Genomic DNA, 17196 nt, shown 5'->3' with positions numbered 1-17196 from the left:
CCCCGCGGCCGCCTACGCCCGCAGCAGTACCACCGCCGACTCCGCGGGCAGCCGCAGCACCCCGTCCGCGCCCGGGGGCTCCACGGGCTCCCAAGCCGCCAGTACGCGCGCGTCGGTGATGCCCAGGGGGATCGCCGCCGGTTCCTTGCCGAGGTTGACGGCCACCCGGACGTCGCCCCGGCGGAAGGCCAGCCAGCGGTGCTCCTGGTCGTGGGCGACCTTGGTGTCGGCGAGGTCGGGGTCGGTGAGGTCCGGCTGCTCGCGGCGCAGGGCGATCAGGTCCCGGTACCAGGACAGTACGCGCGCGTGCGGCTCGCGCTCCTGCTCCGACCAGTCCAGGCAGGAGCGGTCGCGGGTGGCGGGGTCCTGCGGATCCGGCACGTCCCGCTCGGCCCAGCCGTGCGCGGCGAACTCCCGCCGCCTGCCGGCGCTCACCGCCTTCGCCAGCTCCGGGTCCGTGTGGTCGGTGAAGAACTGCCAGGGCGTGCCCGCCGCCCACTCCTCGCCCATGAACAGCATCGGCGTGAACGGAGCGGTCAGCGTCAGGGCCGCCGCGCAGGCCAGCAGCCCGGGGGAGACCAGCGCGGCCAGCCGGTCGCCGCGGGCGCGGTTGCCGATCTGGTCGTGGGTCTGGCTGTAGCCGAGCAGCCGGTGCCCGGCCATCCGGTCCAGGTCCAGCGGGCGGCCGTGGTGCTGGCCCCGGAAGCCGGAATACGTGCCGTCGTGGAAGAACCCGCCGGTGAGCGTCTTGGCGAGGGCCGCGAACGGGTCACGCGCGAAGTCGGCGTAGTAGCCCTGTCCCTCCCCCGTCAGCGCGGTGTGCAGCGCGTGATGGAAATCGTCGTTCCACTGCGCGTGCAGTCCGAGACCGCCCTGCGCGCGAGGCGTGATCAGCCGGGGGTCGTTGAGATCCGACTCGGCGATCAGGAACAGCGGCCGGCCGGTGTCGGCGGCGAGGGCGTCCACGGCCCCGGACAGTTCCTCCAGGAAGTGGCACGCGCGCGTGTCCACCAGCGCGTGCACCGCGTCCAGCCGCAGCCCGTCGATCCGGTAGTCCCGCAGCCACGCCAGCGCGCTGTCCACGAGGAAGGCGCGCACCTCGTCCGAGCCGGGCGCGTCCAGATTGACGGCCGCGCCCCACGGCGTGTGATGCGTGTCCGTGAAGTACGGCCCGAATTGCGGCAGGTAATTCCCGGACGGCCCCAGATGGTTGTGCACGACGTCCAGTACGACACCCAGCCCGAGCGCGTGCGCCCGGTCGACGAAGCGTTTCAGGCCCTCGGGGCCGCCGTACGGCTCGTGCACCGCCCACAGCGACACCCCCTCGTACCCCCAGCCGTGCGTACCCGGGAACGGGCACACCGGCATCAGCTCCACATGCGTCACACCCAGGTCCGTGAGATGACCGAGCCGTTCGGCCGCCGCGTCGAAGGTGCCCTCGCGCGTGTACGTGCCCACGTGCAGCTCGTACAGCACCGCGCCGGGCAGCGGACGCCCCGCCCACTCCGTACGCCACTCGAACCGGTCCTGGTCGACGACCGCGCTGAGTCCGTCCGGCCCGTCCGGCTGGCGGCGCGAGCGCGGATCGGGCAGGACGGGGCCGTCGTCCAGCGCGAAGCCGTACCGGGAGCCGTCGCGCGCCCCGGCCTCCCCCCGCCACCACCCCTCCCGCTCCGGATCGCGCTCCAACCCGCGCGTGACGTCCTCGCACCGGAGCGTCACTCGGCCGGCCTGCGGTGCCCACACCTCGAACTGCACGGACGGTTCCCCTTCGTCTGCTCACTGTGAGGTAGCGCGTCCATCGTGCGCCATGGGAGATCAATTCGCCGGGGGATCCGCCCTTTTGCGGCAGGTGTCGCCCGGCACGCGCGCACGGTGACCGTTTCCCCGCTTTCTGGACAGCCCGGCCGTCACTGACCGACAATCAGCGGTGTGACGTCGTCCTTCGAGTTCCACACGTACCCCGCGCGGCTCTCCGACGCGGAGCGCGACAAAGCGCTGAGCGTGCTGCGGGACGGCGTCGCCATGGGCCGCCTGTCGCACGACACCTTCGTCCGGCGCATGGAACTCGCCCTCGCGGCACGCGGTTCCGACGAACTCGCCGCGCTCACCGCCGACCTCCCGCAGGAGAGCCGCCTCTCGCGCCTGGTGTTCGGCGGCGTGGCCGCCGTCTCCGGATTCACCGTACGGCTGCGCCGCGCCTGGCAGGCCGAGAAGCTCCCCAAACTGCTGCTGCCGCTTCCGGCGTCCGGCCACCCCCTGCGGATAGGCCGCGACCCCGGCAGCGGGCTGCGGATCAGCCATGAGACGGTCTCCCGCGTGCACGCCGAACTCCGCCACCAGGGCGGCCTCTGGGTGCTTCGCGACCTCGGCTCCACCAACGGCACCACGGTGAACGGGCGTCGCGTGGTCGGCGCGGCCGTCGTCCGCGAGGGCGACCAGATCGGCTTCGGCCGGATCACCTACCGGCTCGCCACGCACTGACCCCGCCGGACCCCGGGCAAGTCCCCATGGCCGCGGCGGTGTTGACGTACCCCCGAAGTCGTGACTGACTGTGCGTACGCCACGCACTCCCGGTGATGCGACGGCGCCACTTCACGGAGGTGTGCCCTGCCGCCCCTCCTGCGCTACCCGACCGTCGACGAACTGGGCGCGCGGGCCGCCGCCCTCGTCGCCCGCCACCCCCGCGACGCCCGGCTGCGCCGCGTCGGCGTCTCCCGCGCGGGCATCCCCCTGTGGCTGCTCAGCGTCGGCCACGGCAGCCGCCAGGCTCTCGTGGTCGCCGGACCGCACGCCAACGAGCCCATGGGCGGCGCCACCGTGCTGCGCCTGGCCGAGCGCGCCCTGGCCGACCCCCGGCTCACCGAGGGCGCCGACGCCACCTGGAACCTGCTGCTCTGCCTCGACCCCGACGGACTGCGCCGCAACGAGCGCTGGCTCACCGGCCCGTACACGCTCGGCCGGCACTTCCGGAACTTCTTCCGGCCCGGCTTCCTGGAGCAGCCCGAATGGCTGCCCGACGGCGCCGCCGCGGCCGCGCTGCCCGAGACCCGCACCCTGCTCGCCCTCCAGGACGAACTGCGGCCCTTCCTCCAGTGCTCCCTGCACGGCGTCGACATCGGCGGCGGCTTCGTCGAACTCACCCGCGACCTGCCGGGCCTGGACCGGCGGGTGGCGACCATCGCCACCCGTCTCGGCGTCCCACGCGAACTCGGCGCCTACGACGCCCTGTACTGGCCCCGTCTCGGTCCCGCCGTCTACGGCATCCCGCCCCCGCACCGCCGCGACCTCGCTGCCGCCATCACCGAGGCCGCCGTCGAGTCGACGTGGTTCCACCCGCACCGGTACGGCACCGTCACCGCGGTCGTCGAGGCCCCCATGTGGGGCGTGGCGGCCGTGGGGGACGGCTCCCCGCACCCCGACGCGGAGGCGGAGCTGCGGTCCGTCAGCCGCACCCTGCGCCAGGACACCCTGCTGCTGACGGGCCTGACCGCCCGTATCCGGCCGTATCTCGCCGGCGTCCCCGACGCGGAGCGGCTGCTCGCCCCGGTCGACGACTATCTCCTGGTCTGTCCCGGGCTCGCCAACGCGTGGGACCCCGACTGGGGTAACGATTCTGCACATCCGCTGCCGTCCATGACCACCGCCGGCCTCGCCGCGCTGCGCCTCGCCGGGCGGCGGCTCGCCCTGCGTACGGCGGGACTGCTGCACCAGCTGGTGACCCGGGCCGGACGCGACCCCGGCGGGGCACTGCCCGAGCTGGACCGGCTCATCGACGCGCGGTGCGCCGACTGCCGGGACGGGTTCGGGGCGCGCTGGATCACGGTCGCACGCCAGGCCGAGTACCAGGCGCGCGTCGTCCTCGCCGCGTTCGAGCTGGCCGGCCGCGGACCCTTCCGTTCGGGTGAGCCGGGGTGGGGTCCGGGGACCGCCGTGCCGATGCATCGGGAATGACACACACCTCGGTGAGAACCGTACGGGCGGGACTGCTCGCCGCCCTCGTCCTGCTCGCGTGCGCGGCACCCGCGCGGCCGGACGCCTCCGGCGAGGACAGCTGGCTGCTGCTCACGGTGACCCAGGGCGAGACTCCGTCCACGGCCCAGAACGGCACGACGCTCCGCTGCGACCCGCCCCGCGGCCACCGCCACGCGGCCGAAGCCTGCGCCGACCTGATCAGGGCGAACGGCCAGATCCCCGACATCCCGCCCAGGGAGAACGCCATCTGCCCCATGCTCTACGCCCCCGTAACCGCCCAGGCGACGGGCCAATGGCAGGGCCAGCCGATCACCTACACCCACACCTTCCCCAACCCCTGCACGATGACAGCCCAAACGGGCGCGCTCTTCACCCTGGACGAGACATAGCCCCCCACGCCCACCACCAAGAGCGCCTGCCCGCCCAACTGCGGGCGCCCACGCCGCGTGACGGCGTCCGCCCGTGCCGCGTCGCTGCGGGCGTCCACGCCGCGTGACGGCGTCCGCCCGTGCCGCGTCGCTGCGGGCGTTCCGCGCCGCGTGACCGCGTCCGCCCGTGCCGCGTCGCTGCGGGCGTTCCGCGCCGCGTGACGGCGGGCACCTGCGCTGCGTTGCTGCGGGTGTCCGTGCCGCGTGACCGCGTCCGCCCGTGCCGCGTCGCTGCGGGCAGTCGTGCCGCTATGGCGGCACGGGTGGGCGCAGCGGCACCCCGTGAACGCCGGGCCGCGCAACACCCCCCGCCCAGCCCCAACGCCGGGCTCAGTCCCCGACCCGCTCCAGCAACGCCACCGGCAAGCCCCCGAACAACGACGCCACAGGCGTATCCCCACCGAACACCCGCCCTCCCTCCAGTACATCCACCCACCGTCCCGCAGGCAACACCAGTCGAGTCCCCCGCCAGCCCCCCGCCTCGGCCAGCCGCAACGACAGCCGAGTCACCGCGACAACCACCTCACCCGACCGCGCGAACGCCAGACAGTGCGCCGCCCCGGGCCCATCCGCGGCGAGCGGCTCGTACGACCCCGCCGCCCCGAACACATCCGCCCGCCGGGCCCGCAACCGCAACGCCCCCCGCGTCACCCTCTCCTTCACACCCCCGCCCTCCCCGAACCGCACCCCCCGCCGATTGTCCGGATCGACCAGCGCCCGGAACTCACGCTCCGCCCCCTGATAGACATCCGGCACCCCCGGCATCATCAGCTGCACCAGCGCCATCCCCAGCACATTGGCGCAGACATGCGCCTCCACCGAGCCCCGGAACTCCGCCACCCCTTCCCCCGGCACCCCACACGGCCCCGCCGCCACGAACCGCGCCACCGCCTCCTCGTACGGCGCCTCCTGCTCCGTCCAGCTCGTGTACAGCCCCGCCTCACGCACATGCTTCAGCAGCGCGCCCCGCACCCTCTCCTCCGCGTCCTCCACCGCCCCGAGCCCGAACACCGTCTGCCAGGCCGCCCACGCCAGCTGCGCGTCCGGCACATCCTCGCCGCTGTGCGTCACCTCGGCCAGGAGGTCCGCCCACCGCTCCGGGCACTCGGTGAGCACATGCAGGGCCGCCCGCACATCCGCACTGCGCTTGGTGTCGTGCGTCGAGACGACGGTCCCCGTCGACGGCCAGTCGCGCTGCACGCGCGCGCAGTACGCGTGGAACCGCTCCGGGGACACCGCCGGATCACCGGGGTTCCCGCCCACCTCCGTCGCCGACAGCAGCGGCACATAGCGGTAGAAGGCCGTGTCCTCCACGGACTTGGCGCGCAGCGCCGACGCGGTCTGCGCGAACCGCGTACGGAACTCCACATGCGCCGGCCCGTCCCCGTACCGTCCGAGCGCCAGATCCCGTACGACGTCCACCGCCCCGGCCTCCTCCGGGACGGCGAAGGCGCGCCGGGCCTCGGCCGCGGCCTCCTCGGTGACGACGGCGGCCGCGTCGGCGGTGCCGTAGGGGCGGTACACGCGCAGCCGGACCAGCAGTTCCTGGAGGGCGGTGCGCAGCGCCCAGGGCGCGCGGTCGCGCAGGGCGGGTTCCGGCGAGGTCGCGCACAGCCGGTCCGCGACCCGGGTCAGCCGGTCCACCTCGGCGGCCAGTTCGTGCGTCAGCACCTTGTACGCGGCCCGCCGCACCGTCGCGTCCCAGTCGCCACCCCGGTCCGTCTGCGGGGCGGCGAACCGGCGGTAGTGGGACAGCAGTCGACCGAACCCCGCCGGATCCGTGAACAGGCCGTCCACGTGCCGCAGGGCGTCGTAGCCGGTGGTGCCGGCCACCGGCCAGGAGGCGGGCAGCGCTTCCCCGTCGGAGAGGATTTTCTCCACCACCGTCCACCGGCCGCCCGTGGCGTCGTGCAGCCGCCGCAGATAGCCCTCGGGGTCGGCGAGCCCGTCGGGGTGGTCGACACGCAGCCCGTCGATCACGCCCTCCCTCAGCAGCTCGAGGATCTTGGCGTGCGTGGCCTCGAACACCTCGGGGTCCTCGACGCGTACGCCGATCAGCTCGGAGATGCTGAAGAAGCGGCGGTAGTTCAGCTCGGTGCGGGCCAGGCGCCACCACACCGGGCGGTACCACTGGGCGTCGAGGAGCGCCGGGAGCGGAAGTGCTGCCGTGCCCTCGCGCAGGGGGAAGACGTGGTCGTAGTAGCGGAGTACGTCGCCGTCGGGTTCGAGGTGTTCGGCCTCCTGGCCCAGCGGCCCGCCGAGGACCGGGAGGAGGACCTGGCCGTGCTGGGCCTCCCAGTCGATGTCGAACCAGCGTGCGTGGGGGGAGGCGGGGCCGTCGCGGAGCACCTCCCACAGGGCGGGGTTGTGGCGGGGGGACATCGCCATGTGGTTGGGGACGATGTCCACGACCAGTTCGAGGCCGTGTCCTCGCGCGGTACGGGCGAGGTCGCGCAGCCCTTGTTCGCCGCCGAGTTCTTCGCGTACGCGTGTGGGGTCGGTGACGTCGTAGCCGTGCTGTGAGCCGGGGACGGCTTCGAGGACGGGGGAGAGGTGGAGGTGGGACACGCCGAGGCCGGCGAGGTGGGGGACGGCGTCGGCGGCGGCGCGGAACGGGAAGCCGGGGTGCAGCTGCAGGCGGTAGGTGGCCGTGGGCGGGGTCATGGGGAGTCCTCCGTCGGGGGGTGCGGGTTGGCCGGGGGCGCTGCCCCCGGACCCCCGCTCCTCAAACGCCGGAGGGGCTGAATCCAGCCCCTCCGGCGTTTGAGGAGCGGGGTCTGGGGCCGAGCCCCGGTTTCGGGACGGGAAGGGGCGGCGGGGGCGGAAGAAACGCGGGACTACACCGGTCGCTGCAACACCGTCATGCTGCGATCCGTCAGACTCAGCCGCGTCCCCGCCCCCACCTTCCGCCCACTCCCCGGCGGCACGCCATCCTCCCGCGCGGTGTCGACCACCACCTCCCACTCCCGCCCGTGATCCACCGGCACCACGAAATCCAGCGTCTTCGGCGACGCGTTGAACATCAGCAGAAACGAGTCGTCCGTGATCCGCTCCCCCCGCTGCCCCGGCTCGGAAATCGCGTTCCCGTTCAGGAACACCGTCAGCGCCGACGCCCGCGCGGAATCCCAGTCCCGCTGTGTCATCTCCGCCCCCTCGGGCGTGAACCACGCGATGTCGGACAGATCGTCATGCGTACCCTCCACCGGCCGGCCATGGAAGAACCGCCGCCGCCGGAAGACCGGATGGTCCTTCCGCAGCCACACCATCGCGCGGGTGAACTCCAGCAACCGCCGCCGCGGCTCCTCCCCTTCACCGGACTCGGCGGGCCACTCCAGCCAGGACACCTCGTTGTCCTGGCAGTACGCGTTGTTGTTGCCCCGCTGGGTACGGGCCACCTCGTCACCGTGACTGATCATCGGCACACCCTGCGACAGCATCAGCGTGGCGATGAAGTTCCGCATCTGCCGCGCCCGCAGCCGCAGCACCTCCGGATCGGAGGTCTCGCCCTCGGCCCCGCAGTTCCAGGACCGGTTGTGGCTCTCGCCGTCCCGGTTGTCCTCGCCGTTCGCCGCGTTGTGCTTGTCGTTGTACGAGACGAGGTCGTGCAGGGTGAAACCGTCGTGGCAGGTCACGAAGTTGATGGAGGCCAGCGGTCGGCGCCCGTCGTCCTGGTACAGGTCGGAGGAGCCGGTCAGCCGGGACGCGAACTCCGCGAGCGTGCGCGGCTCGCCCCGCCACAGGTCCCGTACGGTGTCCCGGTACTTGCCGTTCCACTCGGTCCACAACGGCGGGAAGTTGCCCACCTGGTAGCCGCCCTCGCCCACGTCCCACGGCTCGGCGATCAGCTTCACCTGCGAGACCACCGGGTCCTGCTGCACCAGGTCGAAGAACGACGACAGCCGGTCCACCTCGTGGAACTGGCGTGCGAGCGTCGCCGCGAGGTCGAAGCGGAACCCGTCGACATGCATCTCCAGAACCCAGTACCGCAGCGAGTCCATGATCATCTGCAGTACGTGCGGGGACCGCATGAGCAGGGAGTTCCCCGTGCCTGTCGTGTCCATGTAGTACCGGGGGTCGTCGGTCAGCCGGTAGTACGACGGATTGTCGAGTCCCTTGAGGGACAGGGTCGGGCCCAGGTGGTTGCCCTCGGCGGTGTGGTTGTAGACCACGTCGAGGATCACCTCGATCCCGGCCTCGTGCAGCGCCTTCACCGCCGACTTGAACTCCAGCACCTGCTGGCCCCGGTCGCCCCAGGAGGCGTACGCGTTGTGCGGGGCGAAGAAGCCGATCGTGTTGTAACCCCAGTAGTTGTTGAGGCCCATGTCCACCAGACGGTGGTCGTTCACGAACTGGTGAACGGGCATCAGCTCCAGTGTCGTCACCCCCAGTTCGGTCAGGTGATCGATCACCGCCGGGTGAGCGAGTCCCGCGTACGTGCCGCGCAGCTCCTCCGGCAGCCCCGGATGACGCATGGTCAGGCCCTTGACGTGGGCCTCGTAGATCACCGTGTGGTGGTACTCCGTCCGGGGGCGCCGGTCGTCGCCCCAGTCGAAGTACGGATTGACCACGACCGATGTCATCGTGTGCGGCGCCGAGTCGAGGTCGTTGCGCTTCTCGGGTCGGCCGAAGTGATAGCCGTAGACCTCCTCGCCCCAGCCGACCGTCCCGCTGATCGCACGCGCGTACGGGTCGAGCAGCAGCTTCGCCGAATTGCAGCGCAGCCCCCGCTCGGGGGCGTACGGCCCGTGCGCCCGGAAGCCGTACCGCTGCCCGGGCATCACGCCGGGCAGATACGCGTGCCGCACGAACGCGTCGCTCTCCCGCAGTTCGATCGCCGTCTCCGAGCCGTCGTCGTGCAGCAGACACAGCTCTACTCGGTCCGCGGCTTCCGTGAAGACCGCGAAATTCGTTCCGGCGCCGTCGTACGTGGCACCGAGCGGATACGCCTCGCCAGGCCAGACCTGCATGGATACGACTCTTCCAGGTGTACGGCGCCCGGGGGACGCCTTGGCTCCGAGTGTCCCCGAGTCTCCCCGAAAGGGAGTGCCGGTCGCGTACCCCCGCCGCGGCCCTCCACGACCCCCGCGACCACCCGGTCCCGCTATGAATCAGCTCACTTGCGCGAGCCCGCCCGGCGGAACGGTCCCGTGGATACGGGAAGTTGGGAAACGACCCTGTCCATCGGGCTGCACCGTGCACCGCTGGCGGAGTACTCTCCTTGATCGTTGGGACGGGAGTGTTCGGGGGAGTGGAAGGCGGTACGCGGGTGGGCGCGGGAGGGCTGGAACTGCCCCCTGGTGACGGCGGTCACGAGGGGAGCAGTTCCACGGACGCCCCGCCCGGCGCGGTGTCCCTGGCACGGCCGATGGACGCGGCGGGTTCGATCGGGCCGGAGCTGGACTGGGGCGCCGACGCCTGGCGCGAGGTGCGTACCCGCGCCCAGCGGGCCGGCCGCGCCTACATCTGGCTCAACCTCGTCGAGCAGCGGCTGCGCACGGTCGTGGCCGCCGTCCTGCGGCCCGTCTACGAGCCCGTGCACGGCGACGACTGGGTGGTCGCCGCCGCCGGACCCGCCGGACAGGAGTGGGTGCAGCGCGCGGTCGCCGTCCGCGAGGTCAGCCGCCGCAAGGGCTATCTGCTCGACCCGGCCGACGACAACGTGCTGTCCTTCCTCACCCTGCCGCAGCTGCGCGAGCTGATGGTGGCGCACTGGCCCTGCTTCGAGCCGTACTTCGACGACCGCCGGGACGTCGAACTCGCCCTGGACGAGCTGGAGGTCACCCGCAACGTCGTCTCCCGCAACCGCGCGCTGTCCGAGGCGGTCCTCAGCCAGGCCGAACGGGCCTCCGCGCGGCTCCTCGAGATGCTCGGCACCGGCGGCGACGTGCCGTCCGCGCGCCGGCTGCCCGTCGACGCGGTCGAGGACCTGGTCGGCGACCGGTACGCCGACGTCGTCGCCGTCCACCCCGACCGGGTGCGGCTGCTGCGCCAGTTCCCGGCCGAGGACATCTTCGGCGGCGCCCGCCGGCTGGACGCCCTCGGCATCGGCCTCAACCTGCTGGTGCAGAACTTCTCCGGGCGCCGGCTGGTGCGCCTCGCGGAGGCCGGCTGCCGGGTGCGGCTGCTGTTCCTCAACCCGGCCTCCAGCGCGGTCAAGCGCCGCGAGCGCGAACTCGGCCTCAAACGCGGCGAGCTCGGCCGCAGCGTCGAGATGAACATCCTGCACATGCGCCGCGTCCGCTCCCGGCTGCGCGACCCCGCTGCCTTCGGGATCCAGGTCTACGACGAGACGCCCCGCTGCACCGCCTACCTGGTGGACGGCGACGGCACGGACGGTGTCGCCGTCGTGCAGAACCACCTGCGCCGGTCCCGCGGCATGGAGGCGCCGGTGCTGGTCCTGCGCAACGGGACCAAAGTGGTCAAGCCGGGCGAAGTCGAGGAAGGCGGGCTGTTCCCCACCTATCGCGAGGAGTTCGAGCAGATGTGGGCGGATTCCCGGCCGGTGTCGTGAACGGGCCGCGGGGAACCCTCCGGGTGGTCAAGCGGAACGCGATCCTCTGATTGTCAGTGGTGCGTGCGAAGGTGGGAACCACTGGGGGAACGCACCACACAGAAGGGGGGCAGCCCATGGGCTGGCACCGGGAGCCGCTGATCGGCTTCGACCTGGAGACGACGGGTACCGATCCGCGCGAGGCACGGATCGTCACGGGGGCCGTGATCGAGGTCAGGGCGGGCGAGCCGCTGGGCCGCAGGGAGTGGCTGGCCGACCCGGGCGTACCGATCCCGGAGGACGCGGTCGCGGTCCACGGCATCAGCAACGAGCGGGCGGCCGCGGAGGGCCGCCCCGCCGACCAGGTCGCCGACGCCATCGCCGGCGTCCTCACCGACCACTGGAAGGCGGGCGTCCCGGTCGTCGCCTACAACGCGGCCTTCGACCTGACCCTGCTCGCCGCCGAACTGCGGCGGCACGGACTGCCGTCCCTGCGCGACCGCCTGGGCGGCATCGACCCCGCCCCGGTCATCGACCCGTACACGATCGACCGTGCCGTCGACCGCTACCGCCGGGGCAAGCGCAATCTCGAAGCGGTCTGCGCGGAGTACGGCGTGGTGCTCGGCACCGCGCACGACGCGACCGCCGACGCCCTCGCCGCCGCCCGGCTGGCCTGTGCGATAGCCGGCCGCCACCCCAAGGTCGCGGCCCTCACCCCGGCGGAACTGCACCTCCGCCAGATCGAGTGGTACGCGGCCTGGGCGGCGGACTTCCAGAGCTTCCTGCGCCGCAAGGGCGATGCCACCGCGCTGGTCGACGGCACCTGGCCGCTGCGGGAACTGGCGCAGCAGCGGGTCTGACCGGCGGACACCGCCCCGGTCCCTGTCCTGTCCCGGTCCCGGTCCTGGTCAGAAGGGGTACCAGCGCACCGACTCGTCCCCGTCCCGCAGGGACGCCACCCGGCGTTCGAACTCGGCCAGTGCCCCGGGGTTGCCCGGCGCGTGCTGGGCGACCCAGGCACAGCTGGCCGTCTCCCGCGCGCCGCGCAGCACCGAGCAGCCCTCCCAGGCGCGCACATCCCAGCCGTAGGTGTCGGTGAAGGACGTGTACGCCTCGTCCGGCAGCCCGTAGCGGTCGTGGGAGAGGGCCATGACCACCAGGTCGTGCTCGCGCAGATCGGACGAGAAGGTCTCCATGTCGACCAGGACCGGCCCGTCCGGTCCGATGTGCACATTGCGGGGCAGGGCGTCGCCGTGGATGGGCCCCGGAGTCAGCCGGGGCGTCAGCGCGGCCGCGGCCGCCGCGAATCCGTCCCGGCGCTCGCGCAGATAGGCGGCGTCCTCCGGGTCGACGGTGTCGCCCGCCAGCCGCAGCCAGCGCTCCACACCGCCCAGCAGTTCGCGGGGCGGCAGGACGAAGGGAGGAGTGGGCAGTGCGTGGACCAGCCGCAGCAGTCCGGCCAGATCCCGGGGTTCGGCGGGCCGTACGGCCTCGGGGAGCCGGTGCCACACCGTCACCGGGTGCCCGTCGACCAGCAGCGCCTCCGGCTCCGCCGCCCGTACCGCCGGCACGCCCTCCGCCGCCAGCCAGCCCGCGACGGCCAGCTCCCGGCGGGCCCGGTCCAGCAACTCGACGTCCCGGCCCACCTTGACGACCAGGTCACCGGCGGCGAACACCGCGTTCTCGCCGAGGGCGAGCAGCCGCGCGTCCGCCGCCGCACCGGGCAGCACTCCCGCCGCCGCGAGTACGTCCCGTGCCCGTGCCTCGTCCATCCGTCCGCCTCCGTGTCCGACCCTCGTCCGACCGCCGTGATCCGGCCATCCGCCGGTCAGTGTCGCATTCGCACAGGTCGGCCGGTGTGTGCGGTCCCTTGACGAGGCGGACCCCCTTCACGAACATGATCTGGCCCACCCGCGCCGCGCAAAGGGGCTGATTCCGTGACATCGGTGACCGAGGCGAGGAGACCGGCGCCCCACGCGCCCGGCCCGGGCCGCCCACCGGGACGCGCTCCCGACCACGGGCCGTGGTTCCTGGTGCTGCCCGCGCTGATCCCGATCCTGGTCCTCAGCGTCGGCCCGCTCCTCTACGGCGTCCTGCTGGCCTTCACCGACGCACAGTCGGGCCGCACCGAACCCACCCGGTGGATCGGCACCCTCAACTTCCAGGACCTGCTGCACGACACGCTCTTCTGGGAGTCGTTCCGCATCGGCCTGGTGTGGGCCGTCGGGGTGACGGTGCCGCAGTTCCTGCTCGCCCTGGGCCTCGCCCTGCTGCTCCACCAGGACCTGAAGCTGCGCTGGGCGGCCCGCGCCCTCGCGATCGTCCCCTGGGCGATGCCCGAGGTGGTCGTCGGTGTGATGTGGCGCATCGTCTACAACCCGGACGCCGGTGTCCTCAACGAGACCTTGCGCGACCTCGGCCTCGGCGACGGCCGGGACTGGCTCAGCGGACTCGCCACCGCCCTGCCCGCCGTGATCGTCGTCGGCGTGTGGGCCGGCATGCCCCAGACCACGGTCGCCCTGCTCGCCGGACTGCAGAACACCCCGCGCGAACTGCACGAGGCGGCGGCGGTGGACGGCGCCGGCCCCTGGCGCCGCTTCCGCACGGTCACCTGGCCCGCCATCCGCCCCATCGCCCTCGCCATCACCGCGCTCAACCTGATCTGGAACTTCAACTCCTTCGCCCTGGTCTACGTCCTCACCAACGGCGGCCCCGGCGGACGCACCCGGCTGCCCATGCTCTTCGCCTACGAAGAGGCCTTCCGCTACGGACAGTTCGGCTACGCGGCGGCGATGGGCTGCGTCATGGTCGCCGCGATCTCGGTCGCGCTGGCCGTCTTCCTCGCCGGACGGCTCCGCGGAGGTGACACGGCATGAGGCCCCGTCGACGTGCCCGCGCAGGCCAGTACGCCGCACTGCTGGCGTATCTCGTCTTCCTGGCCTTCCCGTTCCTCTGGCTGGTCTCGACGGCGTTCAAACCGGCGACCGAACTGGCGAGTCTGCACCCGGCCTGGATCCCCCGCGACCCCACCCTCGCCAACTTCCGTCAGGCCTTCGACGAACAGCCGCTGCTGCGCGCCGCCCTCAACTCCCTGACCGCCGCACTGTCGGCGGCCGTCGTCGCCGTCGTCATCGCCACCCCGATGGCGTACGTCATGGCCCGCCGGCGCGGCGCGCTCGCCCGGGCCGCGTCCGGCTGGGTGGTGGTCAGCCAGGCGTTCCCGTTCGTGCTGCTGATCATCCCGCTGTTCCTGGTGCTGAAGAACCTGCGGCTGATCGACTCCGTGTCCGGGCTGGTCATGGTCTACGTCGTCTGGGCTCTCCCCTTCGCCCTGTGGATGCTCACCGGATACGTCCGTGCCGTGCCGGCCGAACTGGAGGAGGCGGCGGCGGTCGACGGGGCCGGGCGGCTGCGGACCCTGGTGTCGGTCACCGCCCCGCTGCTCGCTCCGGGCATCGTGGCGACGGCGCTGTTCGCGTTCATCACGGCGTGGAACGAGTTCTTCTTCGCCCTCGTCCTGCTCAAGACCCCGGAGAAGCAGACCCTGCCGGTCGTCCTCACCCACTTCATCGGCGCCGAGGGAGTCGCCGACCTCGGCCCGCTGGCGGCCGCCGCGTTCCTCGCGACGCTGCCCTCCCTGGTCGTCTTCGCGATCATCCAGCGGCGGATCACGGGCGGCATGCTCGCCGGGGCGGTGAAGAGCTGATGCGGACCAGAATCCTCGGGGCGGCCCTCGCCGTCGCCCTGCTCCTGACGGGCTGCTCCGCGGGCGGCACCCGCGACGACGGCCGGATCACCCTGCGCTTCCAGTCCCTGGCCTGGCAGAAGGAGTCGGTCGACGCCAACAGGGAGCTGGTCGAGGAGTGGAACGCCGCGCACCCCGGCATCCGGGTGGAGTACGTCCAGGGCAGCTGGGACAGCGTCCACGACCAGCTGCTCACCTCCTTCGAGGGCGGCGAGGCCCCCGACATCGTCCACGACGCCTCCGACGACCTCGCCGACTTCGCCTACGGCGGCTATCTGGCCGACCTGACCGGGCTGCTGCCCGAGCGGCTGAAGTCCGACATCCCCGCGCGCAGTTGGGAGACCGTCACCTTCGACGGGGGTGTGTACGGCGTGCCCTTCCTCCAGGAACCGCGGGTGCTGATCGCCAACTCGGCCCTCCTGAAGAAGTCCGGCGTCCGGATCCCGACGCCGGAACACCCCTGGAGCTGGGCGGAGTTCCGGCAGGTGACGGACGAGCTGAGCGGCGACGGGACGTTCGGTGTCGCCTGGCCGCTCAAGGAACCCGTCTCGGCCACCCTCAACCTCTCCCTCTCCGCCGGCGGCCGGCTCTTCCACCGGGGCGACGACGGCAAGGTGACCGTGCGGTTCGAGGAGGGCGACGAGGTCGTCCCGCGCACCGTCCACGACCAGGTGAACACCGACGGCAGTGCCTCGCCCACCACGCTCGGCAGCGGTGGCTCCGACACCCTGCCCGGCTTCTTCGCCGGAAAGTACGCGATGGTGCCGCTCGGCTTCTCCTACCGGCAGCAGATCGTCCAGCAGGCACTCGAGGGCTTCGACTGGCAGGTGCTGCCCGCCCCGGCCGGCGCGGACGGACTCACCCAGGGCGTCAGCCCACAGACCCTCTCCGTCGCCGAGGACTGCCCGCACAAGAAGGAGGCCGCCGCCTTCCTCGGCTTCCTGCTCCGGCCGGAGAACATGGTCCGTCTCGCCCTCGGCGACTGGATGCTCCCCACCGGCAGCCGGGCCCTCGCCGACCCCGCCCTGCACACCGCCGAACACGGCTGGGCCACCGGCACCGCACTCGCCGCGCACCTGCGGCCCGCCCCCGCGCAGACCGTACGCGGCTATCCCGAATGGAAGGACAAGGTGGCGACCCCGGCGCTCCAGGAGTACTACAGCGGGGCGATCGGTCTCGAGGAACTGCGCCGGCGGCTGGAGGAGGACGGGAACCTGGTGCTGGCCCGCTACCAGCGCTGAGGGGTACGCGGACATATCAATTGCACGATACGTATCGTCTCGCTTAGGGTCGGGGCATGACCAGTCCCGCTCACATCGCCATGTTCTCCATCGCCGCCCACGGGCACGTGAACCCGAGCCTCGAGGTGATCCGCGAGCTCGTGGCGCGCGGCCACCGGGTCACGTACGCGATTCCGCCGCTGTTCGCGGAGAAGGTCGCCGAGACCGGTGCCGAGCCCAAGCCGTGGAACAGCACGCTGCCGGGGCCCGACGACGATCCGGAGGCCTGGGGTTCCACGCTGCTGGACAACGTGGAGCCGTTCCTCGCGGACGCCGTCCAGGCGCTTCCGCAGCTCATCTCGGCGTACGAGGGGGACACGCCCGACCTCGTGCTGCACGACATCACCTCCTATCCGGCGCGGGTGCTCGCCCATCGGTGGGGTGTGCCGGCGGTGTCCCTCTCGCCGAACCTCGTCGCCTGGGAGGGATACGAGCAGGAGGTGGCGGAGCCGATGTGGGAGGAGCCGCTGAAGACCGAGCGGGGCCAGGCGTACTACGCCCGCTTCCGGGCGTGGCTGGCGGAGAACGGGATCACCGAGCATCCCGATCCGTTCGTCGGCCGGCCGGCCCGGTCGATCGTGCTGATCCCGAAGGCGCTTCAGCCCAACGCCGACCGGGTCGACGAGAGCGTGCACTCGTTCGTGGGAGCCTGCCAGGGGGACCGGGGCGCGGAGGGTGCCTGGGAGCGGCCGGCCGGGGCCGAGAAGGTGGTCCTCGTCTCGCTGGGATCGTCCTTCACGAAGCAGCCGGCGTTCTACCGGGAGTGTGTGAAGGCGTTCGGTGAGCTGGCGGGGTGGCATGTGGTGCTTCAGGTCGGCAAGCACGTCGATGTCGCCGAACTCGGCGATGTGCCGGGGAACGTGGAGGTGCGGTCCTGGGTGCCGCAGCTCGCGATCCTGAAGCAGGCGGATCTGTTCGTCACGCACGCGGGGGCCGGCGGCAGCCAGGAGGGGCTGGCCACGGCCACCCCGATGATCGCCGTACCGCAGGCGGTGGACCAGTTCGGCAACGCGGAGATGCTGGAGGGGCTGGGGGTGGCGCGACACGTCCCGTCGTCCGAGGCGAGCGCGGAGGCGCTGAGGGCCGCGGCCCTCACCCTGCTGAACTCCCCGGAGGCCGCGACCCGCCTGAAGTCCATCCAGAAGGACATGGCGGCGGAAGGCGGCACACACCGAGCGGCAGACCTGATCGAGGCAGAACTGCCGACATAGCCGCGGACCCCCACCCCACCCGAGCCGCCCTGCGGGGCGGTTGCCCGCAGTTGCGGGACCGGGTCTC

14 protein-coding genes are annotated in these 17196 nt (G+C 72.4%); 9 read left to right on the top strand and 5 right to left on the bottom strand.

Going from position 1 to position 17196, the window contains the following annotated elements:
• Nucleotides 1-12 precede the first annotated feature (12 nt).
• A complete protein-coding gene (gene treZ / locus IF28_RS0101245) occupies nucleotides 13-1758 on the bottom strand; it encodes a malto-oligosyltrehalose trehalohydrolase (protein ID WP_030212461.1) in 1746 nt (581 codons plus the stop codon).
• 174 nt (nucleotides 1759-1932) lie between these two features.
• On the opposite strand from treZ, the gene IF28_RS0101240 reads away from it, so the two are divergent.
• A complete protein-coding gene (locus IF28_RS0101240; protein ID WP_030212460.1) occupies nucleotides 1933-2484 on the top strand; it encodes a DUF1707 and FHA domain-containing protein in 552 nt (183 codons plus the stop codon).
• Between the two features lie 111 nt (nucleotides 2485-2595).
• On the opposite strand, the gene IF28_RS39640 is transcribed toward IF28_RS0101240, so the two are convergent.
• Nucleotides 2596-2757, bottom strand: coding sequence for a hypothetical protein (locus IF28_RS39640; RefSeq protein ID WP_234324825.1), 162 nt, complete (start codon nucleotides 2755-2757; stop codon nucleotides 2596-2598).
• Here IF28_RS39640 and IF28_RS0101230 point away from each other — a divergent pair.
• Entirely contained in the window at nucleotides 2698-3954 is a 1257-nt protein-coding gene (locus tag IF28_RS0101230; RefSeq protein ID WP_234324837.1) for a M14 family zinc carboxypeptidase, read from the top strand. The genes IF28_RS39640 and IF28_RS0101230 overlap by 60 nt on opposite strands.
• Nucleotides 3955-3965: 11 nt before the next feature.
• On the top strand, nucleotides 3966-4364 hold the full coding sequence (locus tag IF28_RS0101225) for an SSI family serine proteinase inhibitor (protein WP_234324824.1): 399 nt from the start codon (nucleotides 3966-3968) through the stop codon (nucleotides 4362-4364).
• Nucleotides 4365-4733: 369 nt separating this feature from the next.
• Here the strand turns inward: IF28_RS0101225 and treY are convergent, their stop codons facing one another.
• Complete coding sequence (gene treY, locus IF28_RS0101220) at nucleotides 4734-7067, bottom strand: malto-oligosyltrehalose synthase (RefSeq protein ID WP_030212446.1); 2334 nt, start codon at nucleotides 7065-7067, stop codon at nucleotides 4734-4736.
• Between the two features lie 173 nt (nucleotides 7068-7240).
• Nucleotides 7241-9370: a glycogen debranching protein GlgX gene (gene glgX / locus IF28_RS0101215; RefSeq protein WP_030212443.1), complete on the bottom strand. Its 2130-nt coding sequence runs from the start codon at nucleotides 9368-9370 to the stop codon at nucleotides 7241-7243.
• Nucleotides 9371-9639: 269 nt separating this feature from the next.
• On the opposite strand from glgX, the gene IF28_RS0101210 reads away from it, so the two are divergent.
• Nucleotides 9640-10914, top strand: coding sequence for an SAV2148 family HEPN domain-containing protein (locus IF28_RS0101210; protein ID WP_030212440.1), 1275 nt, complete (start codon nucleotides 9640-9642; stop codon nucleotides 10912-10914).
• A 116-nt stretch (nucleotides 10915-11030) separates the two neighbouring features.
• Nucleotides 11031-11753: a 3'-5' exonuclease gene (locus IF28_RS0101205; protein ID WP_030212438.1), complete on the top strand. Its 723-nt coding sequence runs from the start codon at nucleotides 11031-11033 to the stop codon at nucleotides 11751-11753.
• A 48-nt stretch (nucleotides 11754-11801) separates the two neighbouring features.
• Here IF28_RS0101205 and IF28_RS0101200 read toward each other — a convergent pair whose 3' ends face one another.
• The gene (locus tag IF28_RS0101200; protein WP_030212436.1) at nucleotides 11802-12665 is read right to left on the bottom strand and encodes an aminoglycoside phosphotransferase family protein; all 864 of its coding nucleotides are present in this window, start codon (nucleotides 12663-12665) and stop codon (nucleotides 11802-11804) included.
• A 165-nt stretch (nucleotides 12666-12830) separates the two neighbouring features.
• On the opposite strand from IF28_RS0101200, the gene IF28_RS0101195 reads away from it, so the two are divergent.
• The 4 genes from IF28_RS0101195 to mgt are packed head-to-tail and all read left to right on the top strand — an operon-like array spanning nucleotide 12831 to nucleotide 17129.
• Entirely contained in the window at nucleotides 12831-13769 is a 939-nt protein-coding gene (locus IF28_RS0101195) for a carbohydrate ABC transporter permease (RefSeq protein ID WP_030212434.1), read from the top strand.
• Nucleotides 13766-14599, top strand: coding sequence for a carbohydrate ABC transporter permease (locus tag IF28_RS0101190; protein WP_030212432.1), 834 nt, complete (start codon nucleotides 13766-13768; stop codon nucleotides 14597-14599). Before IF28_RS0101195 ends, IF28_RS0101190 begins: the two co-directional genes overlap by 4 nt.
• Nucleotides 14599-15879, top strand: coding sequence for an ABC transporter substrate-binding protein (locus IF28_RS0101185; RefSeq protein WP_030212430.1), 1281 nt, complete (start codon nucleotides 14599-14601; stop codon nucleotides 15877-15879). Before IF28_RS0101190 ends, IF28_RS0101185 begins: the two co-directional genes overlap by 1 nt.
• Nucleotides 15880-15935: 56 nt before the next feature.
• Nucleotides 15936-17129 carry a macrolide-inactivating glycosyltransferase gene (mgt, locus tag IF28_RS0101180; protein ID WP_030212426.1) on the top strand — a complete coding sequence of 398 codons (1194 nt, stop codon included), beginning with the start codon at nucleotides 15936-15938 and terminating at the stop codon, nucleotides 17127-17129.
• Nucleotides 17130-17196 lie beyond the last annotated feature (67 nt).

The organism is Streptomyces sp. NRRL WC-3626, assembly GCF_000718785.1.
In the GTDB taxonomy this organism is placed as follows: domain Bacteria; phylum Actinomycetota; class Actinomycetes; order Streptomycetales; family Streptomycetaceae; genus Streptomyces; species Streptomyces edwardsiae.
Note: the sequence above shows the minus strand (reverse complement) of the source record. Positions and strands in the feature narration are given on the sequence as shown.